Annotated in this window: 8 protein-coding genes; 4 read left to right on the top strand and 4 right to left on the bottom strand. The window is 68.8% G+C overall.

Going from position 1 to position 16,207, the window contains the following annotated elements:
* The first annotated feature begins 236 nt into the window (after positions 1 to 236).
* Genes ACFWM2_RS32205 through ACFWM2_RS32190 form a run of 4 tightly spaced genes read left to right on the top strand, consistent with a single transcriptional unit; the run spans position 237 to position 10,481 of the window.
* Positions 237 to 4,157, top strand: coding sequence for a PglY protein (locus ACFWM2_RS32205; protein ID WP_383287276.1), 3,921 nt, complete (start codon positions 237 to 239; stop codon positions 4,155 to 4,157).
* Positions 4,157 to 6,940, top strand: a complete 2,784-nt coding sequence (pglZ, locus tag ACFWM2_RS32200) for a BREX-2 system phosphatase PglZ (RefSeq protein ID WP_383287274.1) — start codon at positions 4,157 to 4,159, stop codon at positions 6,938 to 6,940. Before ACFWM2_RS32205 ends, pglZ begins: the two co-directional genes overlap by 1 nt.
* A 42-nt stretch (positions 6,941 to 6,982) precedes the next feature.
* On the top strand, positions 6,983 to 8,323 hold the full coding sequence (brxD, locus tag ACFWM2_RS32195) for a BREX system ATP-binding protein BrxD (protein ID WP_383287272.1): 1,341 nt from the start codon (positions 6,983 to 6,985) through the stop codon (positions 8,321 to 8,323).
* A gap of 31 nt (positions 8,324 to 8,354) precedes the next feature.
* On the top strand, positions 8,355 to 10,481 hold the full coding sequence (locus ACFWM2_RS32190) for a DEAD/DEAH box helicase (protein WP_383287270.1): 2,127 nt from the start codon (positions 8,355 to 8,357) through the stop codon (positions 10,479 to 10,481).
* Between the two features lie 23 nt (positions 10,482 to 10,504).
* Here ACFWM2_RS32190 and ACFWM2_RS32185 read toward each other — a convergent pair whose 3' ends face one another.
* From ACFWM2_RS32185 to ACFWM2_RS32170, 4 genes are all read right to left on the bottom strand, one after another.
* Complete coding sequence (locus ACFWM2_RS32185; RefSeq protein WP_383287268.1) at positions 10,505 to 11,443, bottom strand: DUF3800 domain-containing protein; 939 nt, start codon at positions 11,441 to 11,443, stop codon at positions 10,505 to 10,507.
* A gap of 511 nt (positions 11,444 to 11,954) precedes the next feature.
* Positions 11,955 to 13,211 (bottom strand): cytochrome P450, encoded by a 1,257-nt coding sequence (locus ACFWM2_RS32180; RefSeq protein WP_383287266.1) that lies wholly within the window; start codon positions 13,209 to 13,211, stop codon positions 11,955 to 11,957.
* Complete coding sequence (locus ACFWM2_RS32175) at positions 13,208 to 13,795, bottom strand: GNAT family N-acetyltransferase (protein ID WP_383287264.1); 588 nt, start codon at positions 13,793 to 13,795, stop codon at positions 13,208 to 13,210. The genes ACFWM2_RS32180 and ACFWM2_RS32175 overlap by 4 nt, the downstream gene beginning before the upstream one ends.
* Before the next feature lie 4 nt (positions 13,796 to 13,799).
* Complete coding sequence (locus tag ACFWM2_RS32170) at positions 13,800 to 16,184, bottom strand: B12-binding domain-containing radical SAM protein (protein WP_383287262.1); 2,385 nt, start codon at positions 16,182 to 16,184, stop codon at positions 13,800 to 13,802.
* Positions 16,185 to 16,207 lie beyond the last annotated feature (23 nt).

Here is a 16,207-nt window from a genome sequence, read left to right as displayed (position 1 = left end):
CTCAGCTCCAGTGCAGCAGCGGGTGTCACATGCAGGTAGGGCGCGACTCGGCCATATTCAACAAATTGTCACGGAAGGTGATGAAGGGGGAGCGTGAGAGTGCGCACCGTAGTCCGATGGTCGCGGAGATTGGCTCCTGCCCAGGTCTGCACCCCTGTTCGGCTGGCAGGATGGGACCTTGCCCCGTGTGCAGACGTGGGGTCCGACTGCAGCCGAGTGAGGGAACGAGAGCCCTGATGCCCACGAGCGATCTCTTCCTGCGGGATGTCATCGACATCAAGGAAGACGTCCATGCCGGCGACTTTAAGGTGGAGCTCTCCGGAGGCTTCACCGAGACGGACGCCCGGGTGGCGGAGTACGTCGTCACGGACCAGCTCCAGGAGGCGTTCAAACAGGCGCTCAGTCTCGTCGGGGCAGCCGTCCGCACCGGCAACTCGCACGCCGCGTATCTGCACGGATCGTTCGGCGCCGGTAAGAGCCACTACCTGACCGTGCTGCACGCGGTGCTCAACAACCACCCTGCTGCCCGACGCAAGGAGCGGCTTCAGGAAGTCATCGCCCCGCACGACGACTGGCTGCGGCAGAAGAAGTTCCTGATGGTGCCCTACCACCTGGTCGGTTCGGCCGACCTGGACTCGGCGCTGCTCGGCGGGTACGTGGCGACCGTGCGCAAGCTGCACTCCGACAAGCCGACGCCCGCCGTCTATCGGGCGGACGCCGCGTTGGCGGACGCCCGCAAACAGCGCGCGTTCCTCGCGGACGACAGCAAGTTCACGCAATGGCTCGGCTCGGGCGATGTGGTCGTCGCGCCGAGTGGCGCCGTGGCCGGCGCTGATGACGAGGACGACCTCGACACGACCGACCTGGACACCAGCGGCCTCGAAGCCGCCGCAAGCGTTGCCCCACCCGCCACCTGGACCACCGCCGACCTCGACCGCGCCTTCGCCGCGCCCGCCGGGGACCCGCATCGCGATGCGCTGGTCTCCGCGCTGCTCTCCGGGCCCATGGCCGCCTACGGCACCGGTGCGCGGGGCGACAAGGAGGCCTTCGTGCCTCTGGAGAACGGGCTTGCGGTCGTGTCCCGCCATGCTCAGTCGCTCGGTTACGACGGGATCGTACTGTTCCTGGACGAGCTGATCCTGTGGCTCCAGGCCCACATGGGGGAGCAGGACTTCGTACGCGACCAGGTGCAGAAGCTGGTCAAGCTCATCGAGTCCGGGGACAGCGACCGGCCCGTGCCGATCATCTCCTTCATCTCTCGCCAGCGTGACCTCTCCCAGCTGATCGGCTCCGACGTGGCCGGGGCCGAGGTGCAGAACCTGGAACAGCAGGTCGAGTACCTCGCGGGCCGCATCGACGTCGTCGACCTCGAAGACAGCAACCTCATCGAGATCATCAAGCACCGGGTGCTCGCTCCGAAGCCCGGCATGGAAGGCGCGCGAGACGAGGCGTTCGCGGCGGTCGAGTCCTCCAAGGACGAGGTACGACAGGTTCTGCTCGATGCCAATGGGCGTACGGAGGCATCGTGGGACGACTTCCGGGAGGTCTACCCGCTCTCACCTGCCTTTCTCAACGTCCTGGTCGAACTGGCGGGTGCGCTCCAGCGCGAGCGCACCGGTCTCAAGCTCGTCCAGGAGGCTCTTTCCCGGCGCCGCAACGACCTGAAGCTCGGCGAACTCATCCCGCTGGGAGACCTGTGGGACGTCATCCTGGACGGCACGGGCGAGGCGTTCACCGCGCGCCTGCGAAAGGAGGCCGAGACCGCCAAGCGCTTCCATGCGCGGGTGGTGGCCTACCTGTTGGAGAAGTACGGCTCGATGGACAGCCCTCTGTTCAAGGGGGACGAGCGGCTCATCAAGACGCTGTTGCTCGCCGCCCTCGCGCCCAACGTCCCCGCCCTGGCCCGACTCACCGGAGAGCGGCTCGCCGCGCTCAACCACGGGTCGATCAAGGTACGGCTCGGCTCGGCCGGAACCGCGGCGGCCAAGCGGCTCAAGGAACTCCAGGGAGAATTCGGCGAGTTGCGCAGCGAGGGCAGCGCCGATCCGGTCTTCCACCTTCACCTGTCCGACCTCGACATCGAGCCGCTGCTCGACGAGGTCGGCAGCGAGGACAACCCCGGCAAGCGCCGGCAGTGGATCAAGGACAAGCTGTGGACGGAGCTGGGGATCAGTGACGCCCAGGGCTTCGTCAGCGAGCGGGAGATCGTCTGGCGCGGCACGAAACGCACCGCCGAGTTCATCTTCGGCAACGTCTGTGATCCGCATCTGCCCGACGAGCAGTTCCGGCCGATGGTCGAGGGGAACATCCGGTTCGTCCTCGACTACCCCTTCGATGACAAGCACTTCCCGAGTGACGACGTCCGCCGCATCGAGAAGATGAAGCAGGAGGGCAAGTACGCCCGCACCGTCATCTGGCTGCCCGACTTCTTCTCCGAGCAGAAGTCCAACCAGCTCGGCCGCCTTCTGAAGATCAACTACCTACTGGAGCGGGACCGCCTCGACGACCACACCGCCACCAAGTCCGAGGACGAACGGATCCAGATCCGCCACCAGCTCAAGGCGCAGAGCGAGAACCTGACCTCCCAACTGATCGCCGTACTGCAGCAGTTGTACGGGATCAGCAAGCCGGACCCCGGCAGCGTCGGCGCCGAGGTGCCGGACAACCAGCACGTCTGGTCGCTCGAACCCAGGTATGCCCGGCCCAGGCCACAGGCCGGGCTCAGCTTCGAGCAGAACCTGTACGCGCTCGCCGACGGCATGTTCGCCGCCCTCTACCCGAAGCACCCCGACTTCGACCCCGCACTGACCCGCAAACCGGTCACCACCAGGGAACTGAAGACGGCCCTGGAGTGGATCGGGAACGCGATGAAGGACGGCTCGCGACGGGCCGTCGTCGATCGGCACCACCTGGCCGTCGTCAGGAAGATCGTGCATCCGCTCGGACTCGGCGAAGTGCACGACGGACCGCTGAACCTCCTGAACGACTGGCGCCTGAAGATCAACCAGAAAGCCGCCGATGCCAAGGCCGGGCCGGAGCTCGCTGTCGAGGACATCCGACGCTGGATCGACGAGCTGGGTTTCGAGGGCCTCGAGAAGAACATCTCCAGCCTGATCATCGCCACCTACGCGCTGCTCGACGACCGGACCTGGGTGCACCAGACGACACCGGTGCCTGCCCCCGAACTGGAGCGGGTCGGACCGGGATACGGATTGCGTGCCGTCGAACTGCCCAGTGAGGAGCAGTTCGCCGCCGCTCGCACCCGAGCCGGGGCGATCTTCGGAGTCTCCGCTCAGCCGGTGCTCTTCGCCCGCAACGTCGCCTCGTTGGAGTCCGCGGTACGGGCTGTCGCCGCCGCCCATGAGGCAGCCGTCGGGGGAGTGCGACGCTCTCTCGACAAGCACGTGACGGACCTCGGCATCACCGGCCCGGACGCGAACAGGATGCGTTCCATGCGGGCCGCTGCCGACCTGATCGCCCGGCTCTCCCGTACCAACGACGGGACTTCCCTGGTCAAGGAGCTCGCGGCGGTCTCGTACGACGTGACCGACCGGGAGCTGGGCGCTGCGATCAAGCAGGCTCCCGAAGTGCTGGCGGCGCTCGACGACACCAACTGGCCTCTGCTGAGGAGCGTGCGGGGCTTCGCCGAGCGAAACGACAGTGTCGGCGACAAGGCCGATCGGCTGATCACCTCGCTCCACGACGCCGTGAATGACCACGAGCTGACCAGATCTCTCGTACCGGTGCTGAGCCGGCTGCAGGACGAGTCCGTGGCGCTGGTCACGGAGGCCGCCCGGCTCGCGACCGTTGCCCAGCCGCCCGCTGCACAGGCGCCGACGCCGGGCCCCGGGGACATCAGCCTGACTCAGCACGGCCGACCTGTGGTGCCGTCCGGCCCGGCGCCCCAGCTCGGCTTCGACGAGCCGAAGCTGACAGCTCCCTCGGCGGCCTCTTCGGTACGCGGCCCGAGTGCGCCGCACGTCGTGGACACGACGCAGCTCACCGGCCTCGAGTCCGCGCTGACCGACGCGATCGCCGATGTGCAGGACGAGATCCGTTCGTACGCCGCCGCAAATCCTGGTGTGCGCATCGAGATCGCCTGGCGGCCCGTGCCGGCCGAGGGCCAAGGCACAGCGGACGAGGAAGCCGCCCGCTGATGTCCACACCCCCGCCGCAGATCAACCGGCTCACCATCGAAGCACTCCTCGACACCTACGCGGTTGGCCTGCGCGACCGGCGCCTGATGCTGGTGCACGGGCGTTACCCGGACACGGCGCCCGACATCTTCACCGCCAAGATCGGCGGTGAACCCCGCCGGGTTCATGTCAGCGACCAGACATCCGTACTGGGCATCGTGGACGCCTGGCAGCAGCACCGGTCCGACCGGGCTCGCGACGCCGACGTACTTGTGGTGACCACCGGCATCGGTGATGAACAGCTCGGTTGGGACGTGCGCGGACACGCCGTGAAACGGCGCACCCTCACGGTCGAGAAGGCAGAGATCGTGAAGCAGCGCTTCGGCGTGCGCGAACTCGACTCCCGGCTGTACGGCGAACCGTGGCTGCTCGAAGCGCTACTGGACTCGGAACCGCATGACGGCTGGCCGCGTTCCGGGTCCCTGCTCACCCGGGATGCGGCGGTCAAGGCGTTGGCCGTCGCGCGCCTCGGGCTGGACCGCGTCGTCGATGGGGAGACCACCGCAGGTCTAGCCATTGATGCCGACGCCATGCTCGCCTGGTCCCGCACGTCGGCCGGACCCACCCGGTTCCTCGAACTGGACGCCGTGGAGCGGGGAAAGATCAAGGAGTGGCTCGGCGAGACGGCCGGCGCCGCCGTGCCTGTGCTGATGTCACTCGTCGAAGACGGGCGAGGACGGGACGCCATGGCCCGCGGGCTGCTCGCAGCGGCGATGGCCGACCCGGCGACCGAGCCGGACACCGTGTTCGCGGTCGGGGGGCTCTTCGGCCAGGTGCGCCGGCCCGACATCCTGGCCTTCAGCGATGCGGTGGCGGGCACCCTCACCCGTTGGATCGGCGAGGCACGGCACAACGAGGCCGCCAAGCAGCGGGTGTTCTCCGTCATCGACCGTGCGGACCGCCTCGCCGACGAAGCCGGGCTGACCCAGGCGCTGCGAGGCAGCCGCTTCCTGCTGACCAGCTTCACCGCTCAACTACGGGCTGTCGCAGAGGCCTTGGCCGCCTCGCCGGAGCAGGCCGAAGCGGCCCTCACGGACCTGCGCGAACACGCGTTGGCAGCGCTGAACACGGACCGTATCGCCGTCGCCGAGATGGCCGTACGCGTCGCGCGCTGGCTGTCCACCGAACAGCCCCGCGTCGAGTCCGTCGCCTCCGGAGTCCGCGGGCATCTCGCCGAATGGGGCTGGGTGGACCGGGCGTTGAACGTCCTGTGGTCGGGTGACCCGGTCGGGGATGTGGTGGCCGGTCAGGCATACCGGACGCTTCACGACACCGCGCGTGCCCGCAGGGACGTACTCGACGAACAGTTCGCACAGCGCCTCGCGGGCTGGACCCGCACCGCAGACCAGCAGAACCCGGGCGGCTGCCTGCTCGTGGAGAACGTGCTGACCGAATGCGCCGCCCGCCTCCACTCGGAGTCGACGAGTCCGCTGATTCTGCTGATCGACGGCATGAGCAGCGCGGCAGCCGTGCAAATCGGCGAAGAGGCGGAGCGCGAGGGGTGGATCGAAGCCGTGCCGGCCCCGCCAGCCGGGCAGTCGGCGCAGCGCAGCACAGCGGTTTCCATGCTGCCCTCGGTGACCAGGATCAGCCGGACCTCACTGCTCACAGGCGAGGCCGACACGGGTGGGCAGTCGAAGGAGACGGCCGGATTCGCCGAGTTCTGGAAGCAGCGAAGGGCCGTCGGCATGCTGTTCCACAAGGCCACGATAGGCGGCCCGTCCGGACACCGGCTGACCGAGGAGCTGGTCTCCGCCCTCGCCTCGACCGCGGTGGTCGGTGTCGTCCTCAACACCATCGACGACGCCCTCGACCACGGACAGCAGGGTGAGCGCACCCAGTGGCGGATCAACGACATCACCTTCATGCGCGAGCTGCTGGCCGCGGCCAAGGGCTATGGGCGTCCTGTCCTGCTGGTCGCGGATCACGGCCATGTGCTGGAACGCGGCGTGAATCCCGGACCTGCCAGGGCGAGCGGGGCGGAGTCGTCGCGCTGGCGCACCGGGAGCAGTGCCGAAGACGGGGAGATCATCCTCTCGGGACCGCGCGTTCTGGAAGGCGGGGGCACGATCGTCGCTCCCTGGCGGGAGGACATCCGGTACACGCCGCGGAAGGCCGGCTATCACGGCGGTGCATCGCTGGCCGAGGTGACGGTGCCTCTGCTGGTGTTGCTGCCCGCCCTGGATGTCCTGCCGAAGGGCTGGGAAGTTCTCCCGAGGGAAACGGCGACACCCTCGTGGTGGACCCAGAGCCGGGTGCTGGAGGAGACCTGGCCGGAGTCCGTCACGCTTCCCGTCCCCGCTCCGGTGGCAAAGCCCAAGGCCGCCCGGAAACGGGCAGAACAGGCGGGGGAAGGCCTCTTCGCCCCGGCCGAGGTCGAACGCGAGCCGTCCAAGTCCCAGCCCCCGTCGGCTCCTGCGACGCTGGGTGCTCTGGTCGTAGCCAGTGACGTGTACACCGCACAGGCCGAGTACGTCCGCAGGAAACCCGACAGGCCTGTCGTCGCCGCCGTCATCGACGCACTCGCCGAGGCAGGCGAGACCATGTCACCTGCAGCCCTCGCCGCAGCCGTTTCCGCGAGCGACCGCGTCAGGCGCAACATGGACGGTTTCATCGCCACCCTGCAGCGGCTGCTGAACGTCGAGGGATATCCGGTGCTCGGCCTCATCGACTCGGGGCACACCGTCCGGCTCGACGTCCACCTGCTGCGTACGCAGTTCCAGCTGGAGAAGAGCCGGACGTGACCGTGGAAGGATGCGGAACGTGACCGTGGAAGGAAGCCGGACGTGACCAGCGCACAGCCCCCCGTGAGTGCAGCCCGTCGCCGAGAAGTCGTCGATGCGTTGAGGCGGGGTACCGTGCCACAGGCGGGGCTCGACCTCTTCGCCGTAGGACTCGACCGGTTCACTGCTGCACTCGACGACGACCTCGTGACAGTCACGGGCGGTGGCGCGGCCTTCCACGCCATTCGCGGGGAATACGGCTCCGGCAAAACGTTCTTCGCCCGCTGGCTGGCCGAACGCGCCAAGCGTGCGGGGCTTGCCACGGCCGAGGTGCAGATTTCGGAGACCGAGACACCCCTTCACCGGCTCGAGACCGTTTACCGACGGCTCACCGAGCGCCTGACCACCGCCACCCACCAGGCCAGCGCGCTGCGAGCGATCATCGACTCGTGGTTCTACGCCTTGGAGGACGAGGTCCTCGATGCGGGAGACGTGGACGAGGACGACGCCGAGGCGCTGGCAAAGGCCGTGGATGAACTGATGGAGCGACGGCTCGCCGAGGTGGCACGAACCACCCCCGCATTCTCGGCGGCCCTGCGCGGCTACCGGCAGGCCGTTGCGGCGGGCGACAGCGCCACGGCTGAAGCCCTCATCGCCTGGATCGGCGGACAGAAGTCGGTGGCAGCGTCCGCTCGCAGGGCGGCCGGAGTACGCGGAGATCTCGACCATTTCGCCGCGCTCGGATTCCTCCAAGGACTGCTCACCGTGCTGCGCGACTGCGGGCACCCCGGGCTGCTGGTCGTACTCGACGAGACCGAAACACTCCAGCGGGTCCGTGGCGACGTACGGGAAAAGGGACTCAACGCGCTGCGACAACTTCTCGACGAGATCGACACCGGACGCTTCCCCGGACTGTTTCTCGTCATCACCGGCACACCGGCCTTCTACGATGGTCAGCAGGGCGTCCAGCGGCTGCCACCTCTGGCCCAGCGTCTGGCCACGGACTTCACCACAGACCCGCGCTTCGACTCGCCCCGTGCCGTACAACTGCGGTTGGCAGGCTTCGACTTGGAGCGACTGGGCGAACTCGGACGCAACGTACGCGACCTGTTCGCGGCCGGGGCGCGGCACCCCGAACGGATCGCGAAACGCGTCGACGACGCGTACCTCGGCGAACTGGCCACCGCGGTCACCGGCGGACTCGGTGGGAAGGTGGGGGTGGCACCACGCTTGTTCCTGCGCAAACTGGTCGCCGATGTCCTGGACCGGGTCGACGAGTTCGACGACTTCGACCCCCGTCTGCACTACGCGCTGACCATCTCCAGCACCGAACTCAACGAGGTCGAGCGCAACGCCGCGGCCGCACCGGGCGATGCCGACGACATCGAACTGGAGCTGCCGTGAACGGCATGGCCGGCTCCGGACAGGAACGGACGTGAGCGGCATCGACGACCTGGACCCGGTTCTGATCCACCACATCGTCAACACCCTTGGCTGGCCGGGCCTTCGACCGCTCCAGGAGCAGGCGATCGATCCCCTGCTCGCCGGAGAGGACGCCGTTCTTCTGGCTCCCACGGCGGGCGGCAAAACCGAGGCAGCCTCCTTCCCGTTGCTGTCGAGGATGACGGCGGAGCGCTGGAGTGGCACCTCGCTGCTGTACGTGTGTCCCCTTAAGGCGCTGCTCAACAACCTGCTGCCGCGCCTCGAGACGTACACGGGCTGGCTCGGTCGCACGGCGGCGCTGTGGCACGGCGACATCAAGGCCAGCGCGCGCAAGAGGATCCTCACCGAACGCCCGGACATCTTGCTCACCACCCCCGAGTCGCTGGAAGCGATGCTGGTGAGCGCGAACGTCGACCACAGCACCTTCTTCGCCGGCCTCAAGGCCATCGTGGTGGACGAGGTGCACGCCTTCGCCGGTGACGACCGAGGCTGGCACCTGCTCGCCGTACTCGAACGCATGCAGCGAATCGTCGGCCGCCCCATCCAGCGGATCGGCCTCTCCGCAACAGTGGGAAACCCCGGCGAACTGCTGCACTGGCTGCAGGGGGCAGAGGTGGGCAAGCGCCCGGCTCGGGTGGTCGCTCCGCACCTCGATGCCCGACCGGTGAGTGGATCAACCTCCGTACCCCCCGGGGACATCCAGCTCGACTACGTCGGCTCCCTGGACAACGCGGCCACGGTGATCGCGGCCCTGCACCGAGGAGAGAAGCGACTGGTCTTCTGCGAGTCACGGCGGCTCGTCGAAGAACTGGGGGAGAAGCTGCGAGCGAAGGGTGTCGCGACCTTCCTCTCGCACGCCTCGCTCTCGGTAGACGAACGGCGTCGCGCCGAGGAAGCCTTCGCTGAAGCCAGGGACTGCGTCATCGTGTCCACCAGCACCCTTGAGCTGGGCATCGACGTCGGCGACCTCGACCGGGTCATCCAGATCGACGCTCCGGCGACGGTGGCGTCCTTTCTCCAGCGCCTCGGCCGCACAGGGCGGCGTGCGGGCTCGACGCGCAACTGCCTGTTCCTCACTCTTGACGAAAGCGGACTGCTGGCCGCTGCCGCGTTGTTGCTCCAGTGGTCACGCGGCTGGGTCGAACCGGTTGTGGCACCGCCCGAACCCCGGCACATCGTTGCCCAGCAAATCCTGGCGCTGTGCCTGCAAGAGCACCAGGTCGGGGACCGGCTGTGGCAGGAGTGGTGGGCGGGCCTCGCCCCATTCGGGCAGTCCGCCGAGCCGATCGTGCGGCACCTGGTGGACGAGGGCTACCTCGACCAGGACGGCGGGATGCTCTTCATCGGTCCCGAGGCCGAACGACGCTTCGGACACCGCCACTTCATGAACCTCACCGCAGTGTTCACCGCGGCCCCCGAGTTCACCGTCCTGAGCGGACTGACCGAGATCGGCAGGACCGATCCGAGTCTGCTGACCGAGAGCATCCAGGGACCTCGCAGACTCCTGCTGGCCGGCCGTAGCTGGCAGGTCACTTACATCGACTGGAACAGGCGCCGCTGCTTCGTCGAGCCGGTCGACAGCGGTGGCAAGGCGAACTGGAGCGGCATGGGCTTCATTCGGCCGACGTCGTACGAATTGACCCGCGCCGCACGAGACGTACTGCTCGGCACGGATCCGCAGGTACAGCTGACCGGCCGGTCACGAGGCTGCCTCACTGAGGCGCGAAACCGTCTCCTGGAGTACGTGCGTCCCGCCGGCACGCTCATTGTGCGCGAGCCGAACGACGACGTTCGATGGTGGACATGGGCAGGCCACCGTGCCAATGCGACCCTGGCCGCAACGCTCGGGAACCTTGCGGACCCGGCTCAACGCATCAATGACTGTTGGATCCGGCTGAGCACGGACCTGACTCCGCCGGTATGGAAACAGACGGTGACTGACGCCGCATCTCAGCTCTGCCTTCCGGCGGTCCATGAACAGGCACTGAAGGGGCTCAAGTTCAGTACGGCATTGCCACGCCGCCTCGCCGAAGCGACGCTGGCGGCGAGGCTGGCCGATCTGGAAGGGGCTGCTGCAGTACTCAAGGAACCGGTCCAGTTCAGCACCGTGGTCAGCTGAGCAGCGGCTACGCCGCACGGACGCTACATTGCGGGAGAGGCCGGTGCGGGGGCCGTGGCAGCGGTGGCCAGGTCGAGAGGAGAACCCTGCCCGGGGATGCCCGCGACGGGTGCGGTCGCGGCCGTGACCGTTGGCGCGAACAGCTTGCCCGCTGACTGATGTCCGCGCGCATCGGAGACGACGATCCCGCCTGTCCACTTGCGCGTTGGCGCCTGATAGCGGTGCTGGAGCTTTCCAAGGCGGGGGCAGTGCCGGTCTCGTACCTCGACGAACCCCGGGTGACAGTGGACATTGCCGGTCAGGTCGCCGGCATAGGTCACGGCGGCCGACGGAGCCAGTACGGCGCTCACTAGGAGATCAGCGATCTGCAGACCCAAGTGCGTGTCACTGTGGCCGAAGACCGGAGACTCGGGAAGGTGGGGCATCGGGTCGCCACCCTTGGCGAACTTTCGGGTCGTCACACAGTGCACGTTGCCGACGTTGTCGCTGGGATTGCGGCTGTCCAGCACCGCGATACCGCTGCTGGAGCGCTCAGCGAGATAGTGCTCGAAGTTTGCGCACAGAGCGGTCACCGAAGCCGCGTACATGGCCGTGTCGTCGTTGACGACACCGTTCTGCTTCACCCAGATACGAGCCATGACCCTGCAGTCGCGACGTTCCAGGATCGTCAGGAGATGGTCGAGGAAGCCGTGCGCCATACGCCGTTGGTTGCGCCCCGGACGACGGAAGGACTTGCGTATCGTCTCGCCCTTGATTTCATGGTGTACGACCTGGCTCAAGGCGGGCACCTTGCGCAGTTCCGGCCGGAACTGCTTCTTGAGAGCGATGAAGTCCCAGGCGAGGCCTTTGATCTGGCTCTCCGGCACAGTGAATCCACCGATCACCATGACCGGAACGGAGTCGGCCACGCCGGGGTTGAGGACCTGCCCGGTCCCGGACTCATCGAGATAACACAGGTGCAAGAGCTTCCCCCTGGGTGCACAAACAGCTATGGCCGACCCCAAATCCTTGGGGGACGGCCATAGGAGGTTCCACGCCGAGCGGACCCGGTCGCAGAGTGGTGTTCGTTCTGAGGCGCAGCGTAGTGGAGTCCGCTTGTGACGGGCAATCACGGCGTGGCCGAGACCGGGCTGAAGGACAGTTTCGAGCCACCATGCACCGCTACAACATGGTGAAGGCTGACGAATGGGAGCGAGGGCTGTGAGGTCAGGGCTGATAGAGAGGGGTCGGCAGCAGCCGTCGTGGTCAGCGTCCCCTGCGAGGGCTGATTCCGTAACCCCTGAACTGTGCTGCGCCCTGACCCGTCCTCGCGACAGGGCGCGCGGCTCTCCATGAGGTGGGGGCGCATCCGCGTTTACGTAGCCGTCAAAGTAGCCGTGGGATTGGTTGCCCGGCATGTTTGCGCAGGTCATAGCGTCGCGGTGACACTCCCCGGCGTACAGCCCGACTCGTCTGCCGCTCCACCCGCGGGGTTCACCTCGGGGACGGGGCGACGCGAACATCGAGCCGGCTGGGTGATCGGAAGCCGCGTCCGATCGGGCCGTCGGAGTCCAGGACCCATCCCGGGGACCGGTCGGGCAGGAGCACGTCGATCAGCGCGGACAGCATCTGGTCCGCCTCCAGGGCGGCGAGATGCCTGCCGAGGCAGGTGTGGGGGCCGGTTCCCATGGCCAGGCTCGGCAGCGGCTCGCGTCGGGGGTCGAAGCGCTCCGGGTGACTCCACCGGGTCTCGTCGCGGTTGGCCGAGGCGAGGTTGACGCACACCAGGTCGCCGCGCCGGATCGCCTGGCCGGAGAGCACCGTGTCGGTGGTGCAGCGGCGCAGCACCCAGGTCAGGGGGCATTCCCAGCGCCAGCACTCCTGGAAGACCGAGGAGGCCGCGGACGGGTCCGTGCGCAGCAGGTCCGCGACGGAGCGGTCGGTGAGGGTCGCGTACATCAGGGTCGCGAGGGAACGGAACGGCGGCTCCGTGCCCGTGGACAGCAACAGCCGTACTGCGGGGAGCAGTTGAGGTCCGCTCCCGATCTCGGGACTCTCCGTGCCCAGGAGCAGGTCCACCAGACCACCGGGAACCCATGCCGACGGCGTGTCGAGCAACTCCTCCACGGCCGTCGAGATCCGGCCGCCGGTGTCGTCGAGCAGCCCGACCGCCCAGGTGTACAGCGTGCCGATCCGGGTGCCGGGAGGGAAGCCGATCATGCGCGCGATGGTGGTCAGGGCGACCGGGAAGGCCACCTCGGCGACCAGGTCGCCTCCGCCGCGGGCGGCGACGGCGTTGAGTGCGGCGGCAGTGTCCGAGCGGACCGCGTTGCGGAGGGCGAGGGCCGCCTGCCGGTTGAAGCCGCCGTGGAGGACGTTCCGCCAGATCCTGTGCTCCTGGTGGTCCATCTGGAGGAAGGACCTGCCGATCAGGCGGCCCATGCTCTCGTCGTACGCCGACGACGAGAAGGTGTCCTCGTCCCGCAGGACCGCCTCGGCCGCGGCGAACGAGACGACGTGCCAGACGAGGGTGGCCGTCTCCTCGGGCACGTCCACGCCGGCCATCACCCGCTCCAGCGTCGACCGCTGCACGGCGCCCCGCCGGCGCAGCTCCGCGAACTCGGCGTGCGGATCGCCGGCCGCCGACCACGTCGCGTCGCCGTCGAAGGCACGGACCAGCGCGTACGCCTCGGCGATGTCCTCCTGAACGCTGTCCGGGCCGGCGTCGAGGAGCGTGGGCACCGTCGTCATGACGCACCCCGGTTCCGGTGGCCGGTGTCGGCGGGCGCCTCGTTCAGGTCGCGTACGGCGGTGCACAGGCCCGTCTCGGCAGGGAGGCGGAGCCGGTTGCCCACCGTCGAGGCGGCGTCCTCCGGCGGCGCCTGCACCTCGAAGCCCAGCTTCTCCAGGAACGCGATGCCGGGAACCCAGTCCTGCGGGCAGGTGGCGGTCACGCGGGACAGCCCCTGCGCCGCGGCCTCCTGGAGGAGATGCCGGGCCGCCGATGTGCCCACGCCGGTACGCCGCACCTCCGGGTCGAGGAGGAACAGCCCGACCGAGAGGGTGCGGTCGTCGGGATGGGCGGCCGTGGCGTCGACCACGCCCACCACATCCGCCCCCTCGCACAGCACCAGCAGGTGTTTCTGTGCGAAGTCCGCGCCCTCGGGCAGGGAGTAGTACAGACTCTGCACGTCCGCCGGCAGGGCCGTGGAGCCGGTGGCCGTGAGCAGGTAGTCGTCACAGGCCGCGAGCACGCGGGCGACGCCGGGCTCGTCCTCGGGCAGCATCGGGCGCGCCGTCAGCGCCGCCTTTTCGGAGATCCGGAACCGTTCCATCGCGCTACACCGCCTGTCCCTGGGTGAGGTACCGCGGCCGCGGCCGTTCGGCGCCGGCCGTCTCGCGGTACAGGAATCCGTAGCGGACCAGTGCGTCGGTGACGGCGTCCCGCGACGCCTCCGACGCGGTCGTCTCGCCGTACCGCCGGCATCGCCAGGTGTCGACGGCGGTGCCCCGGAGCCGGATCGTCACCCCCGTGATGGGGTTGGAAAGGTGGTGGGCTCCGTCGCCGCTGTCCAGCCCGATGCCGATCTCGGCGCGGAGCACGGCGGCCGGCGCCGTCGTCAGCCGTCGTGAGGACACCAGGAAACCGTGCCGGAGCAGCAGTGCGGCCGTGGCGGCGGGCTCGGAGCCGAGGTAGTGGCAGTCCCGGTCGGCCAGCCACTCCTCCAGGTCGCGCAGGGAGAGGCCGTCCAGCTCCTGCCATGAGGTGTCCCCCTTCCAGTTGAGCTGGAGGAACCTGTCCCCGGCCGGGTTGTACAGCGCCATCGCCGGATCGGTGTCCGTCTCCGTCGCCGTCCAGGGCACCCGGGTGAACGTCACGCCGGGGGCGATGCCCAGCCGGGCGTCCGGTTCCGGTGGGGGCCAGTCGAAGAGCGGGACGGGGGGTGCCTCGGGCAGGGGAGCCCGGACGCAGGCCCGGAGGAACGTGAACTCCTCGATCTCCCGCGCCATGGGATCGCGCGCCGCGCGGAACCAGACGGTGGTGTCGCCGGCGGACCCGGCCGCGTCCTCGGCGACCGCAAGGGTGTCCTGCTGGGACAGGCCCGAGTCGGTGCGGTAGTTGCGGCTCAGGCTCAGGTCGTCGCCGGGGCCGGGTGGCTCGATGTGCACGCCGAACTCCTCCGGCCGGGTGCCGACGGGAGAGTGCACGTCAAGGACGAAGGGCGAGCCGCCCCAGGTCGTGTGCGCGACGCCGTACCGCTCGATGGACAGGCGCCGGACGGCCTCCGCGAACTCCACCGTGTGTGCGGCCTCCTCCCGGGTCTCCCCGGGGAAGCCGTGGATGACGAAGAGGTGGATCGGCACCCCGGCCTCCAGCATCGCGGCGATGTTCCGGTGGCCGTCCTCGATCCGCGTGCCCTTGCGCATCAGGTCCAGGACACGCTGACTCGTCGACTCCAGGCCGAAGTTCATCCGGCGGCAGCCCGAGTCGTGCAGGAGCCGCGCGAGTTCGTCGTCCAGGCCACCGGCGAAGCGGGTCTCGCCGTACCAGAACACATCGGGGGAGGTGGTCACGAGGGCCTCGCCGACGTTGCGCAGGGTGCGCAGGCTCATGATCTCGTCGACGAACATGAAGTACGGGGAGCCGTGGTCCGCCCGCAGCTGGGCCACCTCCCCGGCGACGGCGGCGGCGGGCCGCTGCCGGAAGGAGTTGCTCGCGAACGGGATCGAGCAGAAAGCGCAGTCCCAGGGGCAGCTGCGGGAGGCGAAGACGGGCAGGATCGGCCCCGGGGCGAGGTACTTGCCCAGCGGAAGCGCGTCGTACGCCGGCTTCGCCGCAGCCGAGATGTCGGCGCTCCGCCGCGGTGTGCGCAGCAGGATGCCGCCGCCGTCCCAGACGGCTCCGGGGATCCTCTCCCGGAAGTCGGCTCCCTCCGCCGCCCCTTCGCCGAGGCCGTCGATGACGGCCGCGAGCGCACCCTCGCCCTCTCCGGTCACCACGGTGTCGACGTAGTCGAAGAGCGCGTGCCGGTGCTGCCAGCGGTCGACCAGCCGGGTGGCGTAGTTGCCGCCGAGGACCACGTGGACGTCGGGACGCATCTCCCGCAGCATGCTGAGGAACGTGACCCCGGCGATCAGCTGGGTGTCGGCGGACATGCTCACGCCGACGACACCGACCGCGGGGTCGAGGAAGCGGCCGCGGTCGAGCATCCGGTCGAAGGCCCAGCGGTAGGGATTGCCCTCGGGGTCGTCGCTCGCCGCCAGGACCTGGGCCGACGACTCGGCCGAGTACGTCGAGGTGTTGGAGACCAGGTCGAAGTCGCAGTGGGGGAAAGCCCCCGAGATCAGCCAGAGCGCGTCGCGCAGGGTACGGCGGGCCGAGTGGAACGCGGCAGGGTCGTGCAGGGTGTCCAGGGACCTCAGCCGCGCCTTCGCCTCCTCGACGCTCCGGATCGCGGACGGGGCGACCAGGAGTCCCCGCCGGCGCGCCCATTCGTCCTCCAGGTCCACCGTCGGGCGCGTGGCCGCCTTCTCCCGCAGCTCCTCCAGAGCCGCGGCCGAGAGCATCCAGTCGATGCACTCGATGCTCAGGTCGTAGGCGGTGGCCTCGTGGCCGCGTGCGCGGAGGTCTCCCAGGAGCAGCGGCACCGCGAGGTGCGGGGCGTACGCGTTCCACAGGGGCGGGTTCACCAGAACGGTCTTCGTGCCCATCGTCTTCCCCATCGGTCCGTCCTCCTGGTGAGACC

It is taken from the genome of Streptomyces sp. NPDC058371 (genome assembly GCF_042723265.1).
GTDB lineage: Bacteria > Actinomycetota > Actinomycetes > Streptomycetales > Streptomycetaceae > Streptomyces.
The sequence above is the reverse complement of the archived record's forward strand: the minus strand, read 5'-3'. Positions and strand labels throughout refer to the sequence as shown.